Source organism: Streptomyces sp. NPDC001339 (genome assembly GCF_042895955.1).
In the GTDB taxonomy this organism is placed as follows: domain Bacteria; phylum Actinomycetota; class Actinomycetes; order Streptomycetales; family Streptomycetaceae; genus Streptomyces.
Map to the genome: position 1 here is coordinate 1 of NZ_JBIAWT010000026.1, position 21,927 is coordinate 21,927.

Here is a 21,927-nt window from a genome sequence, read left to right on the forward strand (position 1 = left end):
GCCCGGTTACATTCCGAACCCGGAAGCTAAGCCTTTCAGCGCCGATGGTACTGCAGGGGGGACCCTGTGGGAGAGTAGGACGCCGCCGAACAAATCTTAGAAAAAGCCTCGTTCCCCGAGTTTCGACTCGGGGAACGAGGCTTTTTTGCATTCCGGGTGTGGGTACACGACATACGAGGCACATATGCGCGCGGCGGCGGCACTCGCATCTGCTCTGCCAGCAGCAAGCACCGTCTTGCCAGGCCGTCGTCCCCATGGCCCGAAAGGAACCCGTACAACATATCCAGCCACAGCGCCGAGCTTCCGCTTGCGATGGGCGAGCCGCACAGGGCACGGCTGGCAGACCGGTACGAGAACTGGCCACCGCTACCCAACGACAGTGAGTGGCCCGCCCGGTACTTGGTTCGGTGCAGTGGGGCCTGTCAGAGCCGGCCGGTGGACTTCAGGGTGAGGTAGGCGTCGGCCAGATCAGGGGCCAGGTGGGCCGGGGTGGAGTCGATGACGGTGATGCCGTGGCGACGGAGGCGGTCGGCGGTGCGGCGGCGGGCGGCGCGGGTCTGTTCCGCGGCTGCCGCTGCGTAGACGGCCTGGGGGGTGTGGCGGCCGGCCGCCATCTCCTCGATGCGGGGGTCGGCGACGGCGGCGACGATGACTTCGTTGCGCTGGGTGAGGCTGGGGAGGAGTGGCAGGAACGCCTCTTCGACAGGGGCTGCGTCCAGGCCGGTGAAGAGCACGATGAGGGATCGGCGCGGCGTGCGGTGGTGGACCGTGGCGATGAGGCCGCGGGCGTCCGCCTCGACGAGTTCGGATTCGAGGGGAGCGAGGGCCTCGGTCAGCGCCGGCAGGACGTCGCGGGCCGCGCGGCCGTGTACGGATGCGCGTACCCGGCGGTCGTAGGCGAGCAGGTCTACGCGGTCGCCGGCGCGGGCCGCGAGGGCGCCGAGGAGGAGGGCGGCGTCCATGGAGGCGTCGAGGCGGGGGATGTCGCCGACGCGGCCGGCCGAAGTACGGCCGGTTTCCAGGACGAGCAGGATGCGGCGGTCGCGTTCGGGGCGCCAGGTGCGGACGGCGAGATCCTGGCGGCGGGCGGTGGCGCGCCAGTCGATGGAGCGGGTGTCATCGCCGGGTGTGTAGTCGCGGAGGCTGTCGAATTCGGTGCCCTCGCCGCGGGTCAGGATGCTGGTGCGGCCGTCGAGTTCACGAAGCCGGGCGAGCTTTGCGGGGAGGTGTTTGCGGCTGGTGAAGGGTGGCAGGACGCGCAGGGTCCAGGGGACGTGGTGATGGCTCTGACGTGCCGCCAGGCCGAGCGGGCCGTAGGAGCGGACGGTGACGCGGACGGCGTGGTGGTCGCCGCGACGGGTGGGGCGAAGGGTGGTGGTGAGGCGTCGACGTTCGGCAGCGGGGATCCGGACGGTGTGGTGGGAGGCGGGGATGTCCGTTCCAGGGCTGAAGGAGCTGGGGGGCCAGGCGTCGCGGATCCTGGCGCGCAGGGGGCGACGGCACGGGTTGGTGAGGGTGAGGTGGATATGGGCTTCGCCTGCGAGTCGAACGTTTGTGTCACCTGTTCGGGTGAACTGGAGCTTTCGCACTGGCGCGGCGAGTGCCAGATCGCACAAGATTGCTATCAGCAAGGCGAGTTGGACCGTGATGATGCCGAGCCAGCTGGGCAGCGCGAAGCCGACGAAGAGAGCTCCGCATGCGGAGAGGAAGGCGGTGCGTCCGGTGAGTGCCACGGTGTCGTCTCAGCGGGGGACGGGGAGATGAGCGAGTACGGTGTTGATCACGGAGTCCGCGGTGACTCCTTCCATCTCCGCTTCCGGGCGGAGTTGGACGCGGTGTCGGAGTGTGGGAAGAGCGAGGGCTTTGACGTCGTCGGGGGTGACATAGTCGCGGCCGGTGAGCCAAGCCCAGGCGCGTGACGTGGACAGCAGGGCGGTGGCGCCTCGAGGGGAGACGCCAAGGGAAAGTGAGGGGGATTCACGGGTGGCACGGCAGATATCGACGATATAGCCGGTGACTTCAGGGGAGACCGCGGTTTTCGCGACAGCGGCTCGGGCCGCGTCGAGGTCGGCGGAGGAGGCCACGGGGCGCAGTCCCGCGGCGGCCAGGTCGCGTGGGCTGAAGCCGGCGGCATGGCGGGAGAGGATGTCGATCTCGTCCTGGCGCGCGGGGAGCGGGACCGTCAGTTTCAAGAGGAACCGGTCGAGTTGAGCCTCGGGCAGCGGATAGGTGCCCTCGTACTCCACCGGGTTCTGGGTGGCGGCCACGAGGAACGGCTCGGGGAGGGGACGGGCCGTGCCGTCGACGGTCACCTGACGTTCCTCCATTGCCTCGAGCAGGGATGCCTGCGTCTTGGGAGGTGTCCGGTTGATCTCGTCGGCGAGCAGCAGGTTGGTGAAGACGGGGCCCGGCTGGAACGAGAACTCCGCGCTACGGGCGTCGTAGACCAGGGAACCGGTGACATCGCTGGGCATCAGGTCGGGGGTGAACTGGACGCGCTTGGTGTCGAGTTCGAGGGCCGCCGACAGGGCGCGGACGAGGAGGGTCTTGGCGACGCCGGGGGCGCCTTCGAGGAGGACGTGACCGCGGCAGAGGAGTGCTACGACCAGGCCGGTGACGGTGGGGTCCTGGCCTACGACGGCCTTGGATATCTCGGTGCGCAGGTCCTCTAGGGAGGCTCGGGCGCTGTCAGCGGTCGGGGTGCTCACGGGGGGCGTGCCTCTCTTGGGAAACGATCGACGATTCGAGTAGGTCGAGTTGGTCGGCCAGGTGTACCAGGGCCCGGTCGTCCGCGGGGGCGGGGCCGAAGAGCAGGGTGCGGAGATCTGTCCCGGCGTCAGGGGCCGAGTTCAAGTGGGCATGGACGGCCGGGAGAAGGGCGTCGGGGGTGTGGGCATCTGCCGGTCGTACGCCGATGAGCGGGGCGAGCCGGGTACGGGTCGCGGAGCGGAGTACGGCTGATGCCCGGTCACGGGCGCCGGCCTGTTCGTAGAGGCGGGCATGGCCCTCGGTGGTCTCCGCGGCGGGGACGGTGACCGGGAGCTTTTCCGGCACCAGGGGGCCGAGTCGGCGGGCGCGCCAGAGGGCTGCGCATACGGAGGCGAGGGCGAGTTGGAGCAGGGCCCAACGCCAGCCGGCCGGGATGAGGTCAAGAAAGCCGCGCTCGTTGTCCGGCACGGATGACGGGTCGCTGACGGAGGGGAGGTACCAGATCAGATGTGTGCGGGAACCGAGGAATTGAAGGGCCAGCGAGGCATTGCCGTCTTCGGCGAGGTGCTGGTTGTACAGGAAGTCGGGGGAGCCGAGGAGCACGGTGTCGCGGCCGGAGCGGGGGGCCGGCAGGCGCAGCAGGGTGGGTCGGCCGCCGCTGGGGTAGCAGTGGTCCGCGGTGTCGGTGGTCGTGGTGTAGCGCAGGCCGCCGAGGAGGGCGCTGCCGGCGCGGCGGGCCTCGGGGAGAGAACAGGCCGGCTGGCGTGCCGTGTTGCGGACGGGGGGTTCCGGCTGGACACCGGGGGCGAAGGCTTCGAGGGACGAGGGGCCGGGGGCGAGCAGGACGGTGCGCCCCGGGGTGCGCGCGGTCGCGGTCTGCAGGTCCGTCAGCTGAGCTTCGGTCAGGACGTCGGGCGCGGTGATCAGCAGGGTGGTGTCGGGGCCGGCCGCAGCGGCGGCTTCCTCGGAGGTGGTGACGACCTGGGTGGAGACGCCGTGTGCGGTGAGGAGCCGGGCGAGTGCGCGACTGCCGGTCCGGTCGGCCGAGCGTGGATCCAGCCGGCCGTGCTGGTCTCCGGACTGCAGGGCGGCGAGGACAAATCCGCTGATGATGAGCAGGAGGAGCGCGACCAGGGGGCCGCGCGATCGGGACCAGAGGCGACGAGTCGTGGTGGAGAGCGCGGGAGCGGCCGTGGTCATGGGTGGCTCCTCGTCGGGGCCGCGGCCAGGTCGGGTTTGGTGTGCCGCAGGTCGGTGTCGAGGCGGGCGAGGAAGGCGTACGCCTCTTCCGTGCCGGGGCGGCCGCCGTATGTGACGTCGTCAAAAGTGCGGGCCGCGGTGCGCAGTGCGTCGGTGTGCCGGGGGAGGAGCCGGCCGGCCTCGGCGGCTGCCTCGTCGGCGGTGCGGCCCGGGCCGGAGGTGAGCAGCGCACGCTCTTCGAGGGCGAGGACGAGGGCGCGCATGCGGTCCTGGATCGCCTGGTTCCAGCGCCCCGCGGTGGCGTGCCGGTCAGCGGCCGCGCGATGTTCCGCGGCGGTGCGCGGGGTGTCGGTGAAGAGTGTGCGGCTGGTGGTCGGGGTGCGGCGTACGGCGCCGAGCCGCAGCCGGAGGGCGACGATGAGCAGCAGGACGAATACGGCGATGGCGAGGAGCCCGATCCAGCTGCCCGGTGTGACGCCGGCGGCGGAGCGGAAGAGTTCTGTGACGCGCTCCCACAGCCAGTCAAGGGCTTGCTGGACCGGGTTGGGGTCGTGCTGGTGGTACCGGGGGTCGGACAGCTCGCGCTCGGCCGCCTCGCGTGCGGGGAGGCGAGGTGTCCGTACCGGTATCCCGTCGTCCGCGGCCGCGAGGAGCCGTTCGAGCGCGGCTGTCTTCCCCCCAAGTGTCACCGCATCAACTTCCTGGTGCGGTGTCGGTGGGGCGCTGCTCCCCGGTGCCGTCGGCAGGTTCCGTGCCGGCGCGGTCTGCCGCGCGGTCGTCCGTAGGGGCGCCCGCTGGCGCCGATGCGGATGCCGATGCCGATGCCGATTCCGGTGTCGGGGTGTCGGAGGGGGCCGGGGCGGTGGCAGCCGGTGCCTGGTGGGCCGGGGCGCCGGCGTCGTAGCCGGGCAGGCCCGCGGCCCGGGCGAGTTCGAGGTCGAGTGCCTCGCGGCGGATCCGCTGGTCCACGTAGAGGAGCACGGTGACCCCGGCGCTGATCGGGTAGGTGATGGTGGAGCCGATGACGGCACCGATGCCCAGCACGATGAGGAACGACCAGCTCATGGAGCCGGCGGTGCCGCTCGCCCACCCCATGACGTTCTCGCCGTCGATGAGGAAGGCGATGACGGTGGCTGGGATCTGGACCATGGATCCCACGATCATGAGCACGAGTGCGGCGAGCAGCTGAGCGCCCAGCACCCGCCACCAGGCACCGCGTACGAGCTTGGCGGAGCGGCGCATGGATGCGATGACGCCCTGCTTCTCCAGCATCAGTGCGGGGGAGGCGAGGCTGTAGCGGATCCACAGCCAGATACTCACGACGACGGCGGCCACTGCGCCGAGCAGGGTGAGGACCACGCCTACGGTACCTGCGCCCGCGGCGGTCACGATGAGGCCGGGAGCCAGTCCGACCACGAATATCGCGGTGACGAGCACGGGAAGCAGGAGGAGCAGGCCGAGCAGGCGGGGGAGTTGGCCGCGGGCGTCGCGCCAGGCGTCCCCGGTGGTCACCGAGCGGCCGAGCACGGCGCGGCTGACGACCATGGTGAGCAGTCCGGTGGCGATGAGCGTGGCGAGCAGCCCGATCACCGAGGTGAGGGCGCTGCCGACGAGCTGGCCGCCGATGTCTTGCAGGGTTTCACGGACGGCCGGGACGTCGTCGTTGGCGACCGGGACGCGGTCGGTGCCCCGGAACCACAGTCCGGTGACGACGGTGGTTGCGGTCTGAGAGACGACCGCGACCACCAGCGAGATGCCGAGGACGGTGCGCCAGTGCGCGCGCAGGGTCGCGACCGCGCCGTCGAGGATCTCGCCGACACCGAGCGGGCGCAGGGGGATGACACCCGGCTTGGCCGCCGGCGGCACGGGGGCCCAGCTGCCGCCCCACGGGGGCTGTTGGCCGGCCGGCGGATTCCAGCCGGGCCCGCCGGAGGCGGACGCGGAGGCGCGGCTGCGGCCGTGCGGGCCGGCCTGGCCGGGGATACCGGCCGGCGTCGACCACTGGCCGCCAGGAGGCTGCTCCTTGGACCACTGCGGCGGGGGCGGCTCGGCGGTGCCGGGCCGTTCCTCCGGGGCCGATGGCTGGTTGGGTTGCTCCTGTGTGCCGCGGTCCGGCTCGTCGGAGGGGGTGGATCCGGGCGAGGCCCAGCCCGGAGAGTTGTTCATCGTCGCTCCTTCTTGCCGTCCGTCCGCCGGGGCGGCCGGGATCCGGGGTCCGCGGTGCCAGTCATCGTGTCATGGCGGTCGGCGTGGTGTGTCCGTGCCCTGAGAGTGAGGGGACCTTCTGTTCGAGGGGCGTTCGGCGGCAGACTGAGTGGATGGGCGATCAGTACGAGGTACCCGAGGCGGGCGCCGGGGCGCTCGCGATCCCGTCGTTGCGTTGGGAGGAGCTGCCGGAGGGGCCCGCGGTGGTTCTCCTCGACCAGACCCGGCTGCCGGCCGAGGAGGCCGAGCTGGTCTGCGCGGATGTACCGGCGCTGGTGCGGGCGATCCGGACGCTGGCGGTGCGTGGAGCGCCGTTGCTGGGCATCGCGGGCGCGTACGGCGTGGCGCTGGCCGCAGTGCGGGACGGTGCGGTGGACGACGCGGCGGAGACGTTGGCGCAGGCCCGGCCGACCGCGGTCAATCTGGGGTACGGCGTGCGGCGGGCGGCTGCCGCGTACCGCTCGGCGGTGGCGGAGGGGGCCGATGGCCCGGCGGCCGCCGCGGCGGCGCTGGCCGAGGCGCGGGCCGTCCATGCGGAGGATGCCGAGGCGAGCGCGCGGATGGCGGAGTACGGCCTGGCGCTGTTGGGCGAGCTGCTGCCGGGCGGCGGATATCGGATTCTCACGCACTGCAATACGGGCGCGTTGGTGTCCGGGGGCGAGGGGACCGCCTTGGCGGTGGCGTTGGCGGCGCATCGGGCCGGTGAGCTGCGCCGGCTGTGGGTGGACGAGACGCGGCCCTTGCTGCAGGGGGCGCGGCTGACCGCTTACGAGGCGGCGCGGGCGGGCATGGCGTACACGGTGTTGTCGGACGGTGCGGCGGGCTCGCTGTTCGCCGGGGGTGAGGTGGATGCGGTGCTGATAGGGGCGGACCGGATCACGGCGGACGGGTCGGTCGCCAACAAGGTGGGCAGCTATCCGCTGGCGGTGCTGGCGCGCCACCACCACGTTCCGTTCGTGGTGGTGGCACCGACCAGCACGGTGGATCTGGAGACCGGGGCGGGTGCGGATATAGAGGTCGAGCAGCGGCCGGGCCGGGAAGTGACGGAACTCTCGTTGCCGTACGTGCGGGGAGTGGGGGCGTCGGCGGACACCGGTATACCGGTGGCCCCGCCGGGCGCGCGGGCCTACAACCCGGCCTTCGATGTGACGCCGCCGGAGCTGGTGACGGCGATCGTGACGGAGGCCGGGGTGGTGTCTCCGGTGACCCGGCGAGTGCTTGCCGAGGTGTGTTCCACCTCACGATGGAGTACGTCACGATCAGGTAATGGGATGATGGCCGAATGAAGGGACGCGTCCTGGTCGTCGACGACGACACCGCACTGGCAGAGATGCTCGGCATCGTGTTGCGCGGCGAAGGCTTTGAGCCGTCGTTCGTGTCGGACGGTGACAAGGCGCTTGCCGCCTTCCGCGAGACCAAGCCCGACCTTGTCCTGCTCGACCTGATGCTGCCCGGGCGGGACGGTATCGAGGTGTGCCGGCTGATCCGGGCGGAGTCCGGTGTGCCGATCGTCATGCTGACCGCCAAGAGCGACACCGTGGATGTGGTCGTCGGACTCGAATCGGGTGCGGACGACTACATCGTCAAGCCGTTCAAGCCCAAGGAGCTGGTGGCCCGGATCCGGGCGCGGCTGCGGCGTTCGGAGGAGCCGGCGCCCGAGCAGCTGGCGATCGGTGACCTGGTCATCGATGTGGCGGGCCACTCGGTGAAGCGGGACGGGCAGTCGATCGCGCTGACCCCGCTGGAGTTCGATCTGCTGGTGGCGCTGGCGCGCAAGCCGTGGCAGGTGTTCACCCGTGAGGTGCTGCTGGAGCAGGTCTGGGGCTACCGGCATGCCGCCGACACCCGGCTGGTCAATGTGCATGTGCAGCGGCTCCGCTCCAAGGTCGAGCGGGATCCGGAGCGTCCGGAGATCGTGGTGACCGTGCGCGGGGTCGGCTACAAGGCCGGGCCCAGCTGACATGGTCCGGGACGGTTCGGCCCCGGAGGGAAAGCGGGGACGTACCGTCAATCCGTCGGGCGATATGTCCATTTCAGGAAAGTTGTCCGCTTGGTTGCTGCGCGGCGGGCAGCTGCTCCCCGACGGCGCGGTGAGCGGACCGGTTCACCCCCTGCTGAGGCTCTTCAGCCGCTGGGTCCGGCGGCCGCTGCTGCCCGCCCTGCGGCTGTGGCGGCGCAACATCCAGCTGCGGGTCGTGGCGACCACGCTGCTGATGTCCCTCGCCGTGGTGCTGCTGCTGGGCGTGGTGGTCGTCGGACAGGTCCGCGGCGGACTGCTCACGGCGAAGGCGCAGGCCGCGCAGAGCCAGGCGGTGGGCGGCTTCAGCGTCGCCCAGAAGATGGCCGACGGCGCCGGCGACACCCGGACCGATGACACCGCCCGCACCGGCAACCGTGGCACCCAGGACTCCGCTACCTGGCTGACCGGCCTGGTCGAACAGCTCGCCAGTGGTGGCCAGGGCGTCTTCTCGGTCGTCGCGCTCAGCTCCGACTCCGACGAACCGTTCGGCGACTCCAGCCCCGGCACCCGCGGGCCGCGCGCCTCCGGCGACGTCGATCCCGAACGGAGCGTCCCCGCCGAGCTGCGGCGGAAGCTGGACACCAAGTCCGGTACGTTCCGCCAGTACACCCAGATCAAGCGCATCGGGTCGGACGACGGTATGCCGGCGCTCATCATCGGCAAGCGCCTCAACGACATCAACAGCAACCAGTACCAGCTGTACTACCTCTTCCCGTTCAGCCAGGAGGAGGAGACGCTCAGGCTCGTCACGGGGACGCTCGCCACGGCCGGGGTGTTCGTCGTGATCCTCCTGGGCGCGATCGCCTGGCTGGTGGTGCGGCAGGTCGTCACCCCCGTACGGATGGCCGCCGGGATCTCCGAACGGCTGGCCGCCGGCCTCCTCCAGGAGCGGATGAAGGTCACCGGCGAGGACGACATCGCCCGGCTCGGCGAGTCCTTCAACAAGATGGCGCAGAACCTCCAGCTCAAGATCCAGCAGCTGGAGGAGCTGTCCCGGATGCAGCGCCGCTTCGTCTCGGACGTCTCGCACGAGCTCCGTACACCGCTGACGACGGTACGGATGGCGGCCGATGTCATCCACGACGCGCGCGACGAGTTCGACCCCGCGACGGCGCGCTCCGCGGAGCTGCTGCGCGGACAGCTCGACCGCTTCGAATCGCTGCTCGCGGAGCTGCTGGAGATCAGCCGGTTCGACGCGGGCGCGGCCGCCCTGGAGGCCGAGCCGGTGGACCTGCGCGACGTGGTGCACCGCGTCATCGAGGGCGCCGAGCCGCTCGCCGAGCGCAAGGGCAGCCGGATCCTGGTGCGCGGTGCCGAGCAGCCCGTCATCGCCGAGGCCGACCCCCGCCGGGTGGAGCGGGTGCTGCGCAACCTCGTCGTCAACGCCGTCGAGCACGGCGAGGGCCGCGATGTGGTGGTGCGGCTGGCCTCGGCGGGCGACCGCGGCGGTGGCGGCGGCGCGGTGGCCGTCGCGGTGCGCGACTACGGCGTCGGCCTGAAGCCCGGCGAGGCCACCCGGGTCTTCAACCGCTTCTGGCGCGCCGACCCGGCCCGGGCCCGTACGACCGGCGGCACGGGCCTAGGCCTGTCCATCGCCATCGAGGACGCCCGGCTGCACGGCGGCTGGCTGCAGGCCTGGGGCGAACCGGGCGGCGGCTCGCAGTTCCGCCTGACCCTGCCCCGTACGGCCGGCGAGCCGCTGCGGGGGTCCCCGATTCCGCTGGAGCCGGAGGATTCGCGGCGTCGCCGCGAGTCGGCCGCGGCGGGACGGTCGCGTACGGGGGCGGCCCGCACGTCCCCCATGGCGGGCACGATCCCCGCCCAGACACGCGCCGCCCAGACGTGTGCCGCTGAGCCGGCCGGGGCGGAATCACCGGCTCCGGCCCCGCTCCCGGAGCCGCGCGGCGCGGCCCGGCCGTCGGCCGATCCGGCGGCACTGCCCGGCAAGGGCGCCCGCGTGGTGCAGCAGAGCCGGGAGGCGCGGCAAAGCCGGGAGGCGCGGAGCGAAGAGACGGCGCGCGACGGCAGTGCGCGCGCCGACGAGCCCGGGCACGAGGGCGTGGCCGGGAAGGACACCGGACGGAGCGTGGAACGGGAGGGCGGCCCGCGTGGACACTGAGCACGAAAGCGAGCGCGGGAGGGGCGCCACGTCCCGTAACGGCGCCCGCAAGCAGGCCGGGCCGGCCCGGAAGCTGCTGCTCGTCGGCTGTGCGACCGCGCTGCTGGCGGGCTGCGCGTCGATGCCGGACGGCGGGGAGGTCACCCCCGTCGACCAGTCGCCGCGCTCCGAAGGCGACTCGCAGGTGCGGGTCTACGGCGTCCCCCCGCAGGACGGTGCACAGCCGACCGACATCGTGCGCAGCTTCCTCGACGCCACGACCAGCGACGAGGCGGATTTCCGCACGGCCACCCAGTATCTGGCCGCATCGGCACGGAAGACCTGGCGGCCGTTCCGGTCCACCACGGTGCTCCAGGAGCGCCCGAAACCTGAACCGAAGGAACAGTCCGACCGCGAGGGCGCGAACGGCTACACGGTCGCGCTCTCCGGCAGCCAGGTGGCGTCGGTGGGCGAGCGCTACGCCTACTCCCCCGAGGAGAAGCCGTACCGCCGGTCGATCCACCTGGTCAAGGAGGACGGCCAGTGGCGCATCGACCGGCTGCCCGACGGGCTCGTCCTGGGGCTCTCCGACTTCCAGCGCATCTACCGCTCCGTCAACACGTACTACTTCGCCTCCTACAACACGGAGTCGGAGGAGCCCAAGGCGAGCCGGAACGTGCTCGTCGCGGACCCGGTCTATCTGCGGCAGCGGATCAAGCCGATCACGGCCAGCGTCAACGCGCTGCTGTCCGGGCCCACGGACTGGCTCAGCCAGGTGACGACTTCCGCGTTCCCCCGCGGTACCCGGCTTGCCACGCGGGAGCTGTCGCTGGACGACTCCAACGCCCTGCGGGTCCGGCTCAGCAAGGAGGCGGCGAACGCCGACCCTGCCCGGTGCAAACGGATGGCGGCTCAGCTCTACTTCACCGTCCAGGACATGACGCGTGCTTCGAAGATCAGTGAGGTGGAGCTCCAGGACGCCGACGGCGACTCGCTGTGCACGCTGTCGCAGGAGCAGGCCGAACGCGACTTCGGGCCGGTGCCGCGGACCGGGCGCACCGCCAAGGAGTACTTCATCGACGCCGGCCACCGGGTCGTCGCCATGTCGGACTCGGCGACCGAACCGGCGCCGGTGAGCGGTCCGTTCGGCACCGGGAAGACTCCGCTGCGCTCGGTCGCCATCTCGCGCGGTGAGAGCGCCGCGGCCGGGGTGTCCGGCGATGGCCGGTCCTTGTACGTGGCGGCCATGGAGGACGGTACCGAGCGCGGTGATCCGCTGCTGACCAGCGACAGTTCGGGCAAGGGCGCCGACGACGGGCTGACCGCGCCGAGTTGGGACGGTCTGGGCGATCTGTGGATCGCGGACCGTGATGCGCGCGGCTCCCGGCTGCTGCGGATGCGCGAGGGCAAGGGGGACCCCGAAGAGGTCGCGGTGCCCGGCCTGGGCGGACGGCGGATCAAGGCGATCAAGGTGGCCGCGGACGGTATCCGGATCGCGGTCCTGGTGGAGGACAAGGGCCGGACCACACTCCAGCTCGGCCGGGTCGAGCGCAACGGCAGCCCGGGGCATCCGAAGCTTTCGGTGCAGGAACTGCGGCCGATCGCACCGCAGTTGGAGGACGTGGTCGCCGCCTCCTGGGCGGGCGGCAGCCGACTGGTGGTCGTCGGACGGGAGTCCGGCGGGGTGCAGCAGATGCAGTTCATGGAGACCGACGGCTCGGCGTCCAACGCGCAGACGCTGCCCGGTGTGAACGGGGTCAAGTCGGTCGCCGCGTCGGAGGACGAGAGCAGACCGCTGATCGCCGATGCCGCCGAGGGCATCGTGCGGCTGCCTCCGGACGCGAACTGGAAGACGGTCGTGAAGGACGGGACGGCGCCGGTCTACCCCGGGTGACTCGGTCCGGGGCCCTGATCCGGGGGCCCTGGTCCGGGTGGTCCGGTCCGGGCGCCGGTCCGCTTCGGGCGACAGGTGACACACGACAGTCGACGCTGCGACCTGCTCTGACCTGCTCTCACCTGCTCTGAACTGCTGTGATGCGCCGCGCCGCCCCGCGTTCGCGGTCGCCGCCGCAGTTGTCCACAGGCGGTTGTCCACAGGGGTGGTGGCCGGGGTGGCGTGACGGCACAGTGGAGCCATGCAAGGGCAAGTGCAAAGGCTGTGGCAGGAGCTGGCCGGTCTGGTGCTGCCGGTCGCCTGCGCGGGGTGCGGCCGGCCGCGTACGGAGCTGTGTGCGGAGTGCAACCGGGCGCTCACGAGGGACGGGCACGGGGCGCGGCGGGTCCGGCTGCGGGCCGCGCCCGTGGGGCTGCCGCGGGTCTGGGCGGCCGCCCCGTACGCAGACGAGGTCCGGGCGGTGCTGCTGGCGCACAAGGAGCGCGGTGCGCTGCGGCTCGCCGGACCGCTGGGAGCGGCGCTGGCCGGAGCGGTGCGCGGGCTGCGGCCGGGACGCGGGGCACTGCTGATCCCGGTGCCCTCGGCCCGCGGAGCGGTGGCCGGCCGGGGCCATGATCCGGTGCGCAGGATAGCCCTGGCGGCGGCCGGTGCTCTGCGGCGGGAGGGAGTGGGGGAGGGGGCGGGGGTGGGGGCCCGAATGCTCGCGGTACTGCGCCGGCGACGCCCCGTGGCCGACCAGGCGGGACTGAACGCCCCGCAGCGCCTGGCGAACGTCGCGGGCGCACTGGAGGTCCCGGGTGCGGCCGGGAGGCTGCTGACGGGCCGGCCAGTGGTGCTGGTGGACGACCTGGTGACCACGGGGGCGACGCTCGCCGAGGCGGCACGGGCGGTCGCGGTGGCCGGCGGCAGGGTGTCCGGCGCGGCGGTGGTGGCGGCGCCGGGCAGCGCTTTCGGCAATGATGTGATCTTTCCGGGCCGGCGGGGAAGAGAATCTCCACGCAGCGAGTAGGCGTGCACGCGCGGTGGCGTACGAGGTACCGGGCCGAGGAGCGGAAATCACCCGAATGGAGCCGAGGGATACGAGGGGGTGCCGACATCCGTCCCGGAGAGCTATGTTCGGTTGTGAGGACTTGGCGGATGTTTTGCCTCAGATGTCGTGATGACCGCATTCAGGGGCGTATGTCGCGACCCTGAAACCGGGGGGCGTGGAGATCTTGTCGTCGGGGGAGGAGGAGGTGAAAGTCGCCGAGTCCGAGGCCTCGGTACCCACCGGGGCCTGGTGCAAGAAGGAATCGTCCCCGCTCGATGAGCGGAGCGATCCGGGAACGGAGTTCTGCGTGGACATCGTCGTCAAGGGCCGCAAGACCGAGGTGCCCGAGCGGTTCCGCAAGCACGTGGCCGAGAAGCTGAAGCTGGATAAAGTCCAGAAGCTCGACGGCAAGGTGATCAGCCTGGACGTCGAGGTGTCCAAGGAACACAACCCGCGGCAGGCCGACCGTTCCGACCGGGTGGAGATCACGCTCCGCTCCCGTGGCCCGGTGGTCCGGGCCGAGGCGGCCGCCGGAGATCCGTACGCGGCGCTGGACCTGGCGACCGCCAAGCTGGAGGCGCGGCTGCGGAAGCAGCACGACAAGCGGCATTCGCGTCGCGGCAACGGCCGCATTCCGGCAAGCGAGGTCGCCGAGACCGTGCCCGAGGCCGCGAGCCTGACCCCCAACGGCGAACTCGCCACCGAAGTCGAGGAGACGGTGCCGACCACGAGGATGGGGTCGATCGACGTCCAGGGTGAAGGGCCCCTGGTCGTCCGCGAGAAGACCCACTCGGCAGCGCCGATGTCGCTCGATCAGGCGCTCAACGAGATGGAGCTGGTCGGGCACGACTTCTACCTCTTCGTCGACGCCGACACCAAGCTGCCCAGCGTCGTCTACCGGCGGCACGCATATGACTACGGCGTCATCCACCTGAACACCGACGCGTACGGAGAGGAGGCGCCCGGCGGCGCAGGCGGCGCGCTGGGCGGCTGACCCCCACCGGCCCGGTGCCCCCGGTGCACTCCGGGGGCACCATCGTGCCCGCAGAGAGCAGGAGTTGAAGCCGTATAGTGTTTGTGCCGGCCAGGGAATTTCGGGGACACGAAACGGCGACATGCCGGGGAGACGGTCGTATGGCAGTGATCGGGCTGGCCGCAGGGGGCTGTTGTCAACCAGCCTTATTCCAAGCTCTGGCCCTCCGGCCGAGTAGTTGACGGGGAGGATCCATGGGGGACACTTTCGGGCCCGTACACGCGGACGCGGGCGACGGGACCGGTGGCGGGGGCGACGACCGGTCCGTGAGCCCGCCGCGCAAGGAGCCCATCCGGGTCCTGGTGGTGGATGATCACGCGCTGTTCCGGCGGGGCCTGGAGATCGTTCTGGCCCAGGAAGAGGACATCCAGGTCATCGGCGAGGCGGGGGACGGCGCGGAGGCGGTCGACAAGGCCACGGATCTGCTGCCCGACATCGTGCTCATGGACGTACGGATGCCCCGGCGCGGCGGGATCGAGGCATGTACCGCCATCAAGGAGGTGGCCCCCAGCGCCAGGATCATCATGCTGACGATCAGTGACGAAGAGGCCGACCTCTACGACGCGATCAAGGCCGGCGCCACGGGCTATCTCCTCAAGGAGATCTCCACCGACGAGGTGGCGACCGCGATCCGCGCCGTCGCGGACGGCCAGTCGCAGATCAGCCCGTCGATGGCGGCCAAGCTCCTGACGGAGTTCAAGTCGATGATCCAGCGCACCGACGAGCGCAGGCTGGTGCCCGCGCCCCGGCTCACCGACCGGGAGCTGGAAGTCCTCAAGCTGGTCGCCACGGGAATGAACAACCGCGATATCGCCAAGGAACTCTTCATCTCCGAGAACACGGTGAAGAACCATGTGCGCAACATCCTGGAGAAGTTGCAGTTGCACTCCCGGATGGAGGCTGTGGTGTATGCGATGAGGGAGAAGATCCTCGAGATCCGTTGAGCGGGCGGCAGCCTCCGGCCGCTCCGCTCTGCCCGGCCGCGGTCGTCAGCTCCGCTGCCGCAGCTCCGCGCGCAGCGCGGCGGCCAGCTCTGCGTCGTCGCAGCGCTCCACCCGTACGGAATCGCAGCCGACCCAGGCCGCGGCCTCCAGGAGAGCCGTGGCCATCGGGGCGACGGCCTTGCCGTTCCGCATCGAGACCTGCCGGGCGACGAGGGTGGTGCCCTCGCGGGCCGGGTCCACCCGCCCCACCAGCCGGCCGCCGGCGAGCAGGGGCATCGCGAAGTAGCCGTGTATCCGCCGGGGGCGTGGGACGTACGCCTCCAGGCGGTGGGTGAAACCGAAGATCCGCTCCGTGCGCCGGCGGTCCCAGATGAGGGAGTCGAACGGCGAGAGCAGCGTCGTGCGGTGCCGGCCGCGGGGCGTGGTGGCCAGCGCGGCGGGGTCGGCCCAGGCGGGCTTTCCCCAGCCCTCGACCTCCACCGGGACCAGACCGCAGTCGGCGATCACGGCATCGACCTGCTCGCCCTTCAGCCGGTGGTAGTCGGCCAGGTCGGCGCGCGTGGCGACCCCCAGGGCGGCGCCGGCCTGGGCGACCAGGCGGCGGAGGCACTCGGCGTCGTCCAGATCGTCGTGCAGCAGCTCGTCCGGGACGGCGCGCTCGGCGAGGTCGTACACCCGCTTCCAGGCGCGGCGCTCCGTACAGACCACCTCGCCGGTGTCCAGCAGCCACTCCACCGCGATCTTGGTCTCGGACCAGTCCCACCACTCCCCGCCGTTGCGGCCGCCGCCCAGCTCGGACGTGGTCAGCGGGCCGTCGGCGCGGAGCCGGTCCAGGACGGCGGCGCAGGAGCGCTCGGCGTCCTTCAGGACATGCCAGCGGTAGCCCTTGGCCCGCCGGGCGCGGCGGCGGAAGGCGAAGTGCGGCCACTCCTCGATGGGGAGGATGCAGGCGGCGTGCGACCAGTACTCGAAGCTGTGGGCCCGGGGCGAGGCGGCGTCGTCGGCGGTCGGTGTCCAGTAGGCGGCCTCGACGGCCGGGCGGCCGACCGCGCCGAGGCGGGCGTAGGACACCAGCTCATGGGAACGGGCCAGCACGGAGATCGTGTCCAGCTGGACCGCTCCCAGCTGCTGCAGCACCCCGCGCGCCCCCGCCCGTCGGTCCGGGGCGCCCAGCAGACCCTGCGCCCGCAGCGCCAGGCGGCGGGCGTCATCGACGGACAGGCTGGTCACCGACCCGGGCCGGGAGGAGGGCTGAGGCAGGGGTGAGAGCTGCGTCACGGTGGTCATGCGGGACAGCGTAGGGGCGGGCACTGACAACGGCCCGGGCGACGGGCCCCGGCACGAGCCCCGGCAGCGAGCCCCGGCGGCGGGCCCGGGCAGCGTCCCCCGGAAGGGCCCCGGGGTTCCGCCCCGGGCTCAGCCCGCGTACGGCAGGTACGGCGTCCGGTCCGCCGCGCTCGGCGCACCGGCCAGGTGGGGATCGCCGGCCAGGTCGGAGGGGAGCAGGGAGCCCGTCCACACGTCCCGGCGGGTGCCCTCGTGCACCAGCTTGGCGCGCTGGGTGCCCTCCCGCCGGAAGCCGAGCTTGCGGGCGACCGCCCAGGAGCCGTCGTTGCCGGCCTCCGCGAGCCACTCCATACGCTCCACGCCGAGATCGCGGAACGCCCAGCGCAGCACCGCGCGGGCCGCCTCGACCGTGTACCCCCGGCCGCGCTGTTCCCTGGCGGTCCAGTAGCCCAGCTCGGCCTCGCGCTCGGGGCCGCGCAGCCGGGCGAGGCGTACCAGGCCCATCGCGCCGACCAGGGAGCCGTCCGCCCTGGACACCACGGCGAAGTGGTAGGCGGTGTCGTCGCGCCAGCCCTCGGGGACGATCGTGCCGACGAACCGCTCCGCGTCCTGCACGGTGTACGGCGACGGGACGTGCGTCCAGCGCGGAATGTCGGGGTCCTGGCAGGCGGCGAGCACCGCGGGCGCGTCGGAGGGCTCGAACGCGCGCAGGACCAGGCGCCCGGTGGTGAGGATGACAGGTTCCATGAAGGGAGTCTGCGAGTTCGCGGAGAGGCCCGCGAAGGGTTTTCGGCGTGATTCCCGGCACCTCCCCGGCACCTTCTCGCAGCCTCGTGCGTTCACGAGGGGGAGGGGACAGCGGGGGTTCGCGGCGGCGGACCTCCCGGCCCGGCCGCGTCCTCCTTTACGATGGCCGTTGCGGCGGGGCCTGCCCCCTTGGAAATATGCCGCGCCCGCGCACTCGACCGTGCAGGCCCGACCGGCAAGGAGACCAGCCCAAGTGTCCGTCTTGACGAAGATCATGCGTGCAGGCGAAGGAAAGATCCTGCGCAAACTGCACCGCATCGCGGGCCAGGTCAACTCCATCGAGGAGGACTTCGCGGCCCTCTCCGACGCCGAGCTTCGGGCGCTCACGGATGAGTACAAGGAGCGCTACGCCGACGGCGAAACCCTCGACGATCTGCTCCCCGAGGCGTTCGCCACGGTCCGTGAGGCCGCCAAGCGGGTGCTCGGCCAGCGGCACTACGACGTCCAGCTGATGGGCGGCGCGGCCCTTCACATGGGGTACGTGGCCGAGATGAAGACCGGTGAGGGCAAGACCCTGGTCGGTACCCTCCCGGCGTATCTCAACGCGCTGTCCGGCAAGGGCGTCCACATCGTCACGGTCAACGACTATCTGGCCGAGCGCGACTCCGAGATGATGGGCCGGGTCCACAAGTTCCTGGGCCTGACCGTCGGTTGCATCCTCGCCGACATGACCCCGGCCCAGCGCCGTGAGCAGTACGGCTGCGACATCACGTACGGCACGAACAACGAGTTCGGCTTCGACTACCTGCGCGACAACATGGCCTGGTCGAAGGACGAACTCGTCCAGCGGGGCCACAACTTCGCGATCGTCGACGAGGTCGACTCGATCCTCGTCGACGAGGCCCGTACGCCGCTGATCATCTCCGGCCCGGCCGACTCGGCCACCAAGTGGTACGGCGACTTCTCCAAGCTGGTGCTGCGCCTGAAGAGGGGCGAGCCGTCCAACCCGCAGCGCGGTGTCGAGGAGACCGGCGACTACGACGTCGACGAGAAGAAGCGCACGGTCGGCATCCACGAGTCCGGTGTCGGCAAGGTCGAGGACTGGCTGGGCATCGACAACCTGTACGAGTCGGTGAACACCCCGCTCGTCGGTTACCTCAACAACGCGATCAAGGCCAAGGAGCTCTTCAAGAAGGACAAGGACTACGTCGTCATCGACGGCGAGGTCATGATCGTCGACGAGCACACCGGCCGTATCCTCGCCGGCCGCCGCTACAACGAGGGCATGCACCAGGCCATCGAGGCGAAGGAGGGCGTGGAGATCAAGGACGAGAACCAGACGCTCGCCACGATCACCCTGCAGAACTTCTTCCGCCTCTACGACAAGCTCTCCGGCATGACCGGTACGGCCATGACCGAGGCCGCCGAGTTCCACCAGATCTACAAGCTCGGCGTCGTTCCGATCCCGACGAACCGCCCGATGGTCCGCAAGGACCAGCCGGACCTGATCTACCGCACCGAGCCCGCGAAGTTCGACGCCGTCGTCGAGGACATCGTCGAGAAGCACGACAAGGGCCAGCCGATCCTCGTCGGCACGACGTCCGTGGAGAAGTCCGAGTACCTCTCCCAGCAGCTCAACAAGCGCGGTGTGCGGCACGAGGTCCTCAACGCCAAGCAGCACGACCGGGAGGCGTCGATCGTCGCCCAGGCCGGCCGCAAGGGCTCCGTCACGGTCGCCACCAACATGGCCGGCCGCGGTACGGACATCAAGCTCGGCGGCAACCCCGACACCCTCGCCGAGGCGGAGCTGCGCGAGATGGGGCTCGACCCGGTCGAGCACGTCGAGGAGTGGGCGGCCGCGCTGCCCGCGGCCCTGGAGCGCGCCGAGGCCGCGGTCAAGGCGGAGTTCGAGGAGGTCAAGGAGCTCGGCGGGCTGTATGTGCTCGGCACGGAGCGGCATGAGTCGCGCCGGATCGACAACCAGCTGCGCGGTCGCTCCGGCCGTCAGGGCGACCCGGGCGAGTCGCGGTTCTACCTCTCCCTGGGCGACGACCTGATGCGGCTGTTCAAGGCCCAGATGGTCGAGCGGGTCATGGCGATGGCCAATGTGCCGGACGACGTCCCGATCGAGAACAAGATGGTGACCCGGGCGATCGCGTCCGCCCAGTCGCAGGTCGAGCAGCAGAACTTCGAGACGCGGAAGAACGTCCTGAAGTACGACGAGGTGCTCAACCGCCAGCGCGAGGTCATCTACGGCGAGCGCCGCCGCGTCCTGGAGGGCGAGGACCTCCAGGAGCAGATCAAGCACTTCATGGACGACACCATCGACGCCTACATCCAGGCCGAGACCGTCGAGGGCTTCGCCGAGGAGTGGGACCTGGAACGTCTGTGGGGCGCGTTCAAGCAGCTCTACCCGGTCCGAGTGAGCATCGAGGACCTGGAGGAGGAGGCCGGCGACCGCGCGGGCCTGACCGCCGAGTTCATCGCCGACGCCGTCAAGGACGACATCCACGAGCGGTACGCGACCCGTGAGGGGCAGCTCAGCCCGGACGTGATGCGCGAGCTGGAGCGCCGGGTCGTGCTGTCCGTCCTGGACCGCAAGTGGCGTGAGCACCTCTACGAGATGGACTACCTCCAGGAGGGCATCGGCCTGCGCGCGATGGCCCAGAAGGACCCGCTGGTCGAGTACCAGCGCGAGGGCTTCGACATGTTCACCGCGATGATGGAGGGCATCAAGGAGGAGTCCGTCGGCTACCTGTTCAACCTGGAGGTCCAGGTCGAGCAGCAGGTCGAGGAGGTTCCGGTGGAGGAGGCCGCGGAGCCGTCGCTGGACAAGGGTGCGCCGGAGCCGGTGGCCGCCGGTGCGGGGCGTCCGGAGATCCACGCCAAGGGCCTGGAGGCGCCGCAGCGGCCGGACCGGCTGCACTTCACCGCGCCCAAGGTCGACGGTGACGGCAGCGTCGTCGAGGGCGACTTCATCAGCGACGAGGAGGCCGGTGTCCCGGCCCGCTCGGAGGCGGACGGGCTGACCCGTGCGGAGCGGCGCAAGGCCCAGCGGGGCGGCGGTCGCCGCCGTAAGAAGTAGGCCGTAAGAAGGTCGCCCTGAGAAGGCCGCTCTGAGAAGTAAGAAGCAGGAGCGCGCACGGAGAACGTGAGCGCGTGACGATGGCGCCCCGGCCGGGGATACGGCCGGGGCGCCGTCGCGTCCGGCGGTTCGGCCGGCCGGGGCTCAGCCGGCCGGGGTCCGGGCGGCCGGGGCCGGGCCGAGGTCCAGCGCGGCACAGCGCCACCGGGAGTCGGCGCCCCGTTCCAGGCGGAAGGCGAGGGCCCGTAGCCGTTCGCCCGCCGTGATCCGGGCGAACGCCTCGATGACACCGCCGCATGGCCGGCACAGCCCGCATTCGCGTACGGCCGGGAGGGGGCCGCGCCGCCCCGGCCCGAGGAGGGGCCGCAGCGGCGCCTGCGGGGCCAGCTCGGCCAGCCGGTCGTAGGCGGCCGGCAGGGCGTGGCCCAGCAGCGCGTACACGGGCCGCTGGCCGCTGAGCGTGAGCACCAGTTGCTCCGCGAACCAGAGGTGCGGCCACTCCCGCGGCGTCGGGCGCCGCGCCCCGATGGCCGGGAGCGGCGCGCCGGGTGCGGTCACGGGCCCGGCGGGGCGGCCGCGGCGCGGGAGGGGGCGGGCCGGTCCGCGGCCACCGGGGCCGGGGCCGCGGCCGGCCGGGCCGAGCGGGCGGCGGCCGGCGGAGGACCGCCGGGGCCGGGGGAGAGCCGGGTCGTTGTCGTCGGTCGCGTCGTCGGTCACGGTCGTCGTCATGGTCGCCCCGTCGTTCGTTTCGGGCCCGGTGATCGGCGATTACTGGGCGGTAGCTCTGTGGTGGGGGATCTTCGTACCGGCGGGGCCGGAGCGGCGGCAAGGCGCGGACGGACGGTCCCGAGGGGCGCGCGAGGTTCACCCTTCCGTGGCACGGTCCCGTGCTGAGGCCGTCCGGCGGGGCGGGGAACGGGTCCGGCATGCGGGACTGTGGACCGTGGGCGCGGCACGATGGGGGACTCCCGCCCGTATGCTGGCGGGACAATCATCAGAACCGAGCGAAGTGAGCGGAAGCGTCTGCCATGCGCGTCTATGTCCCCCTGACCCTCTCCGGTCTCGCGGAGGCGCACAAGAACGGCGAGCTGGGCCCGGGCCCCCTGCGGGCCTACGCGGTCACGCCCGCACTGCGAGAGTGGTTGGCATACTCGGACGACATCGAGGAGCTGGAGTACGCGGCGCTCAACCGCGCGGCCCAGGCCTCCCTGCGGCTGCTCGCCGGAGACCCGCAGGCCGCGCGGCGCCGGGTGGTGGTGGCCGTGGACGTGCCGGACGGCGCGGCGGTGGCCGACCCGGACCGCGGGCTCGACCGGTCGGCCCTGGGCGAGGTGCGGGTCGCCGGTCCGGTTCCGTTGTCGAAGGCCGCCGCGGTGCACGTGGACGCCGCGGACGCGGAGGCGGACGTCGCGGCGGCCGCGGCGGCGCTGGGCGCGGCGGACCAGGGCGATGACGACGCGCAGTTCACCGTCGACGGTGCCGAGGACCACGATCTGATGTGGTTCGGGGTCCAGGAGATCCCCGAACTGCTCGGCTGAGGAACGCCGCGCTGCCGCGCCGGCCCGGTGCGGGGCGGGGCAGCCCGCCGCTCCGGCCGCGTTGCCCGCCGCTCCGGCCGCGTTGTCAGTGGCCGCGGGTACGTTTGTCGGCACGGGGATGCGCACGGGAGAAGGCC

Annotated in this window: 17 protein-coding genes and 1 rRNA gene; 10 read left to right on the plus strand and 8 right to left on the minus strand. The window is 71.7% G+C overall.

Going from position 1 to position 21,927, the window contains the following annotated elements; all coding sequences use genetic code 11:
* Window positions 1-91: ribosomal RNA gene (gene rrf / locus ACFY12_RS35240) — 5S ribosomal RNA — on the plus strand; the annotation flags it as partial.
* A gap of 331 nt (window positions 92-422) precedes the next feature.
* Here rrf and ACFY12_RS35245 read toward each other — a convergent pair.
* Genes ACFY12_RS35245 through ACFY12_RS35265 form a run of 5 tightly spaced genes read right to left on the minus strand, consistent with a single transcriptional unit; the run spans window position 423 to window position 6,075 of the window.
* Window positions 423-1,733, minus strand: coding sequence for a DUF58 domain-containing protein (locus tag ACFY12_RS35245; RefSeq protein ID WP_390720078.1), 1,311 nt, complete (start codon window positions 1,731-1,733; stop codon window positions 423-425).
* A 9-nt stretch (window positions 1,734-1,742) separates the two neighbouring features.
* Window positions 1,743-2,708 (minus strand): AAA family ATPase, encoded by a 966-nt coding sequence (locus tag ACFY12_RS35250; RefSeq protein ID WP_390720079.1) that lies wholly within the window; start codon window positions 2,706-2,708, stop codon window positions 1,743-1,745.
* Window positions 2,689-3,909 carry a DUF4350 domain-containing protein gene (locus tag ACFY12_RS35255; RefSeq protein WP_390720080.1) on the minus strand — a complete coding sequence of 407 codons (1,221 nt, stop codon included), beginning with the start codon at window positions 3,907-3,909 and terminating at the stop codon, window positions 2,689-2,691. Before ACFY12_RS35255 ends, ACFY12_RS35250 begins: the two co-directional genes overlap by 20 nt.
* Window positions 3,906-4,598 (minus strand): DUF4129 domain-containing protein, encoded by a 693-nt coding sequence (locus ACFY12_RS35260; protein WP_390720081.1) that lies wholly within the window; start codon window positions 4,596-4,598, stop codon window positions 3,906-3,908. Before ACFY12_RS35260 ends, ACFY12_RS35255 begins: the two co-directional genes overlap by 4 nt.
* A gap of 4 nt (window positions 4,599-4,602) precedes the next feature.
* Entirely contained in the window at window positions 4,603-6,075 is a 1,473-nt protein-coding gene (locus tag ACFY12_RS35265) for a hypothetical protein (RefSeq protein ID WP_390720082.1), read from the minus strand.
* Window positions 6,076-6,227: 152 nt separating this feature from the next.
* On the opposite strand from ACFY12_RS35265, the gene mtnA reads away from it, so the two are divergent.
* The 7 genes from mtnA (at window position 6,228) to ACFY12_RS35300 (ending at window position 15,133) form a co-directional block, all read left to right on the plus strand.
* A complete protein-coding gene (gene mtnA, locus ACFY12_RS35270; protein WP_390720083.1) occupies window positions 6,228-7,400 on the plus strand; it encodes an S-methyl-5-thioribose-1-phosphate isomerase in 1,173 nt (390 codons plus the stop codon).
* Window positions 7,397-8,074: a two-component system response regulator MtrA gene (mtrA, locus tag ACFY12_RS35275; protein ID WP_030416996.1), complete on the plus strand. Its 678-nt coding sequence runs from the start codon at window positions 7,397-7,399 to the stop codon at window positions 8,072-8,074. The genes mtnA and mtrA overlap by 4 nt, the downstream gene beginning before the upstream one ends.
* A gap of 1 nt (window position 8,075) precedes the next feature.
* Window positions 8,076-10,253, plus strand: a complete 2,178-nt coding sequence (gene mtrB / locus ACFY12_RS35280; RefSeq protein WP_390720084.1) for an MtrAB system histidine kinase MtrB — start codon at window positions 8,076-8,078, stop codon at window positions 10,251-10,253.
* Entirely contained in the window at window positions 10,243-12,126 is a 1,884-nt protein-coding gene (locus ACFY12_RS35285) for an LpqB family beta-propeller domain-containing protein (RefSeq protein WP_390720085.1), read from the plus strand. Before mtrB ends, ACFY12_RS35285 begins: the two co-directional genes overlap by 11 nt.
* Window positions 12,127-12,367: 241 nt before the next feature.
* Window positions 12,368-13,135, plus strand: coding sequence for a phosphoribosyltransferase family protein (locus ACFY12_RS35290; protein WP_390720086.1), 768 nt, complete (start codon window positions 12,368-12,370; stop codon window positions 13,133-13,135).
* A 328-nt stretch (window positions 13,136-13,463) separates the two neighbouring features.
* Window positions 13,464-14,150, plus strand: coding sequence for a ribosome hibernation-promoting factor, HPF/YfiA family (gene hpf / locus ACFY12_RS35295; RefSeq protein ID WP_390720095.1), 687 nt, complete (start codon window positions 13,464-13,466; stop codon window positions 14,148-14,150).
* 233 nt (window positions 14,151-14,383) lie between these two features.
* Window positions 14,384-15,133, plus strand: coding sequence for a response regulator (locus tag ACFY12_RS35300; protein ID WP_390720087.1), 750 nt, complete (start codon window positions 14,384-14,386; stop codon window positions 15,131-15,133).
* A gap of 45 nt (window positions 15,134-15,178) precedes the next feature.
* Here the strand turns inward: ACFY12_RS35300 and ACFY12_RS35305 are convergent, their stop codons facing one another.
* Window positions 15,179-16,420, minus strand: a complete 1,242-nt coding sequence (locus tag ACFY12_RS35305) for a winged helix-turn-helix domain-containing protein (protein ID WP_390720088.1) — start codon at window positions 16,418-16,420, stop codon at window positions 15,179-15,181.
* A gap of 129 nt (window positions 16,421-16,549) precedes the next feature.
* Window positions 16,550-17,167: a GNAT family N-acetyltransferase gene (locus tag ACFY12_RS35310; RefSeq protein ID WP_390720089.1), complete on the minus strand. Its 618-nt coding sequence runs from the start codon at window positions 17,165-17,167 to the stop codon at window positions 16,550-16,552.
* Window positions 17,168-17,420: 253 nt separating this feature from the next.
* Here ACFY12_RS35310 and secA point away from each other — a divergent pair, with 253 nt between their 5' ends.
* A complete protein-coding gene (gene secA, locus ACFY12_RS35315; RefSeq protein ID WP_390720090.1) occupies window positions 17,421-20,252 on the plus strand; it encodes a preprotein translocase subunit SecA in 2,832 nt (943 codons plus the stop codon).
* Window positions 20,253-20,396: 144 nt separating this feature from the next.
* On the opposite strand, the gene ACFY12_RS35320 is transcribed toward secA, so the two are convergent.
* The gene (locus tag ACFY12_RS35320; protein WP_390720091.1) at window positions 20,397-20,981 is read right to left on the minus strand and encodes an Rv3235 family protein; all 585 of its coding nucleotides are present in this window, start codon (window positions 20,979-20,981) and stop codon (window positions 20,397-20,399) included.
* A gap of 299 nt (window positions 20,982-21,280) precedes the next feature.
* On the opposite strand from ACFY12_RS35320, the gene ACFY12_RS35325 reads away from it, so the two are divergent.
* Window positions 21,281-21,790 carry a DUF6912 family protein gene (locus tag ACFY12_RS35325; protein ID WP_390720092.1) on the plus strand — a complete coding sequence of 170 codons (510 nt, stop codon included), beginning with the start codon at window positions 21,281-21,283 and terminating at the stop codon, window positions 21,788-21,790.
* Window positions 21,791-21,927: the final 137 nt, after the last annotated feature.

Bases quoted from the DNA above. Each gene is read 5' to 3' on its own strand.
- ACFY12_RS35255 (WP_390720080.1), bottom strand. From the start codon at position 3,909: ATGACCACGGCCGCTCCCGCGCTCTCCACCACGACTCGTCGCCTCTGG.
- ACFY12_RS35265 (WP_390720082.1), bottom strand. From the start codon at position 6,075: ATGAACAACTCTCCGGGCTGGGCCTCGCCCGGATCCACCCCCTCCGAC.
- mtnA (WP_390720083.1), top strand. From the start codon at position 6,228: ATGGGCGATCAGTACGAGGTACCCGAGGCGGGCGCCGGGGCGCTCGCG.
- mtrA (WP_030416996.1), top strand. From the start codon at position 7,397: ATGAAGGGACGCGTCCTGGTCGTCGACGACGACACCGCACTGGCAGAG.
- mtrB (WP_390720084.1), top strand. From the start codon at position 8,076: ATGGTCCGGGACGGTTCGGCCCCGGAGGGAAAGCGGGGACGTACCGTC.
- ACFY12_RS35290 (WP_390720086.1), top strand. From the start codon at position 12,368: ATGCAAGGGCAAGTGCAAAGGCTGTGGCAGGAGCTGGCCGGTCTGGTG.
- ACFY12_RS35300 (WP_390720087.1), top strand. From the start codon at position 14,384: ATGGGGGACACTTTCGGGCCCGTACACGCGGACGCGGGCGACGGGACC.
- ACFY12_RS35305 (WP_390720088.1), bottom strand. From the start codon at position 16,420: ATGACCACCGTGACGCAGCTCTCACCCCTGCCTCAGCCCTCCTCCCGG.
- ACFY12_RS35310 (WP_390720089.1), bottom strand. From the start codon at position 17,167: ATGGAACCTGTCATCCTCACCACCGGGCGCCTGGTCCTGCGCGCGTTC.
- ACFY12_RS35320 (WP_390720091.1), bottom strand. From the start codon at position 20,981: ATGACGACGACCGTGACCGACGACGCGACCGACGACAACGACCCGGCT.
- ACFY12_RS35325 (WP_390720092.1), top strand. From the start codon at position 21,281: ATGCGCGTCTATGTCCCCCTGACCCTCTCCGGTCTCGCGGAGGCGCAC.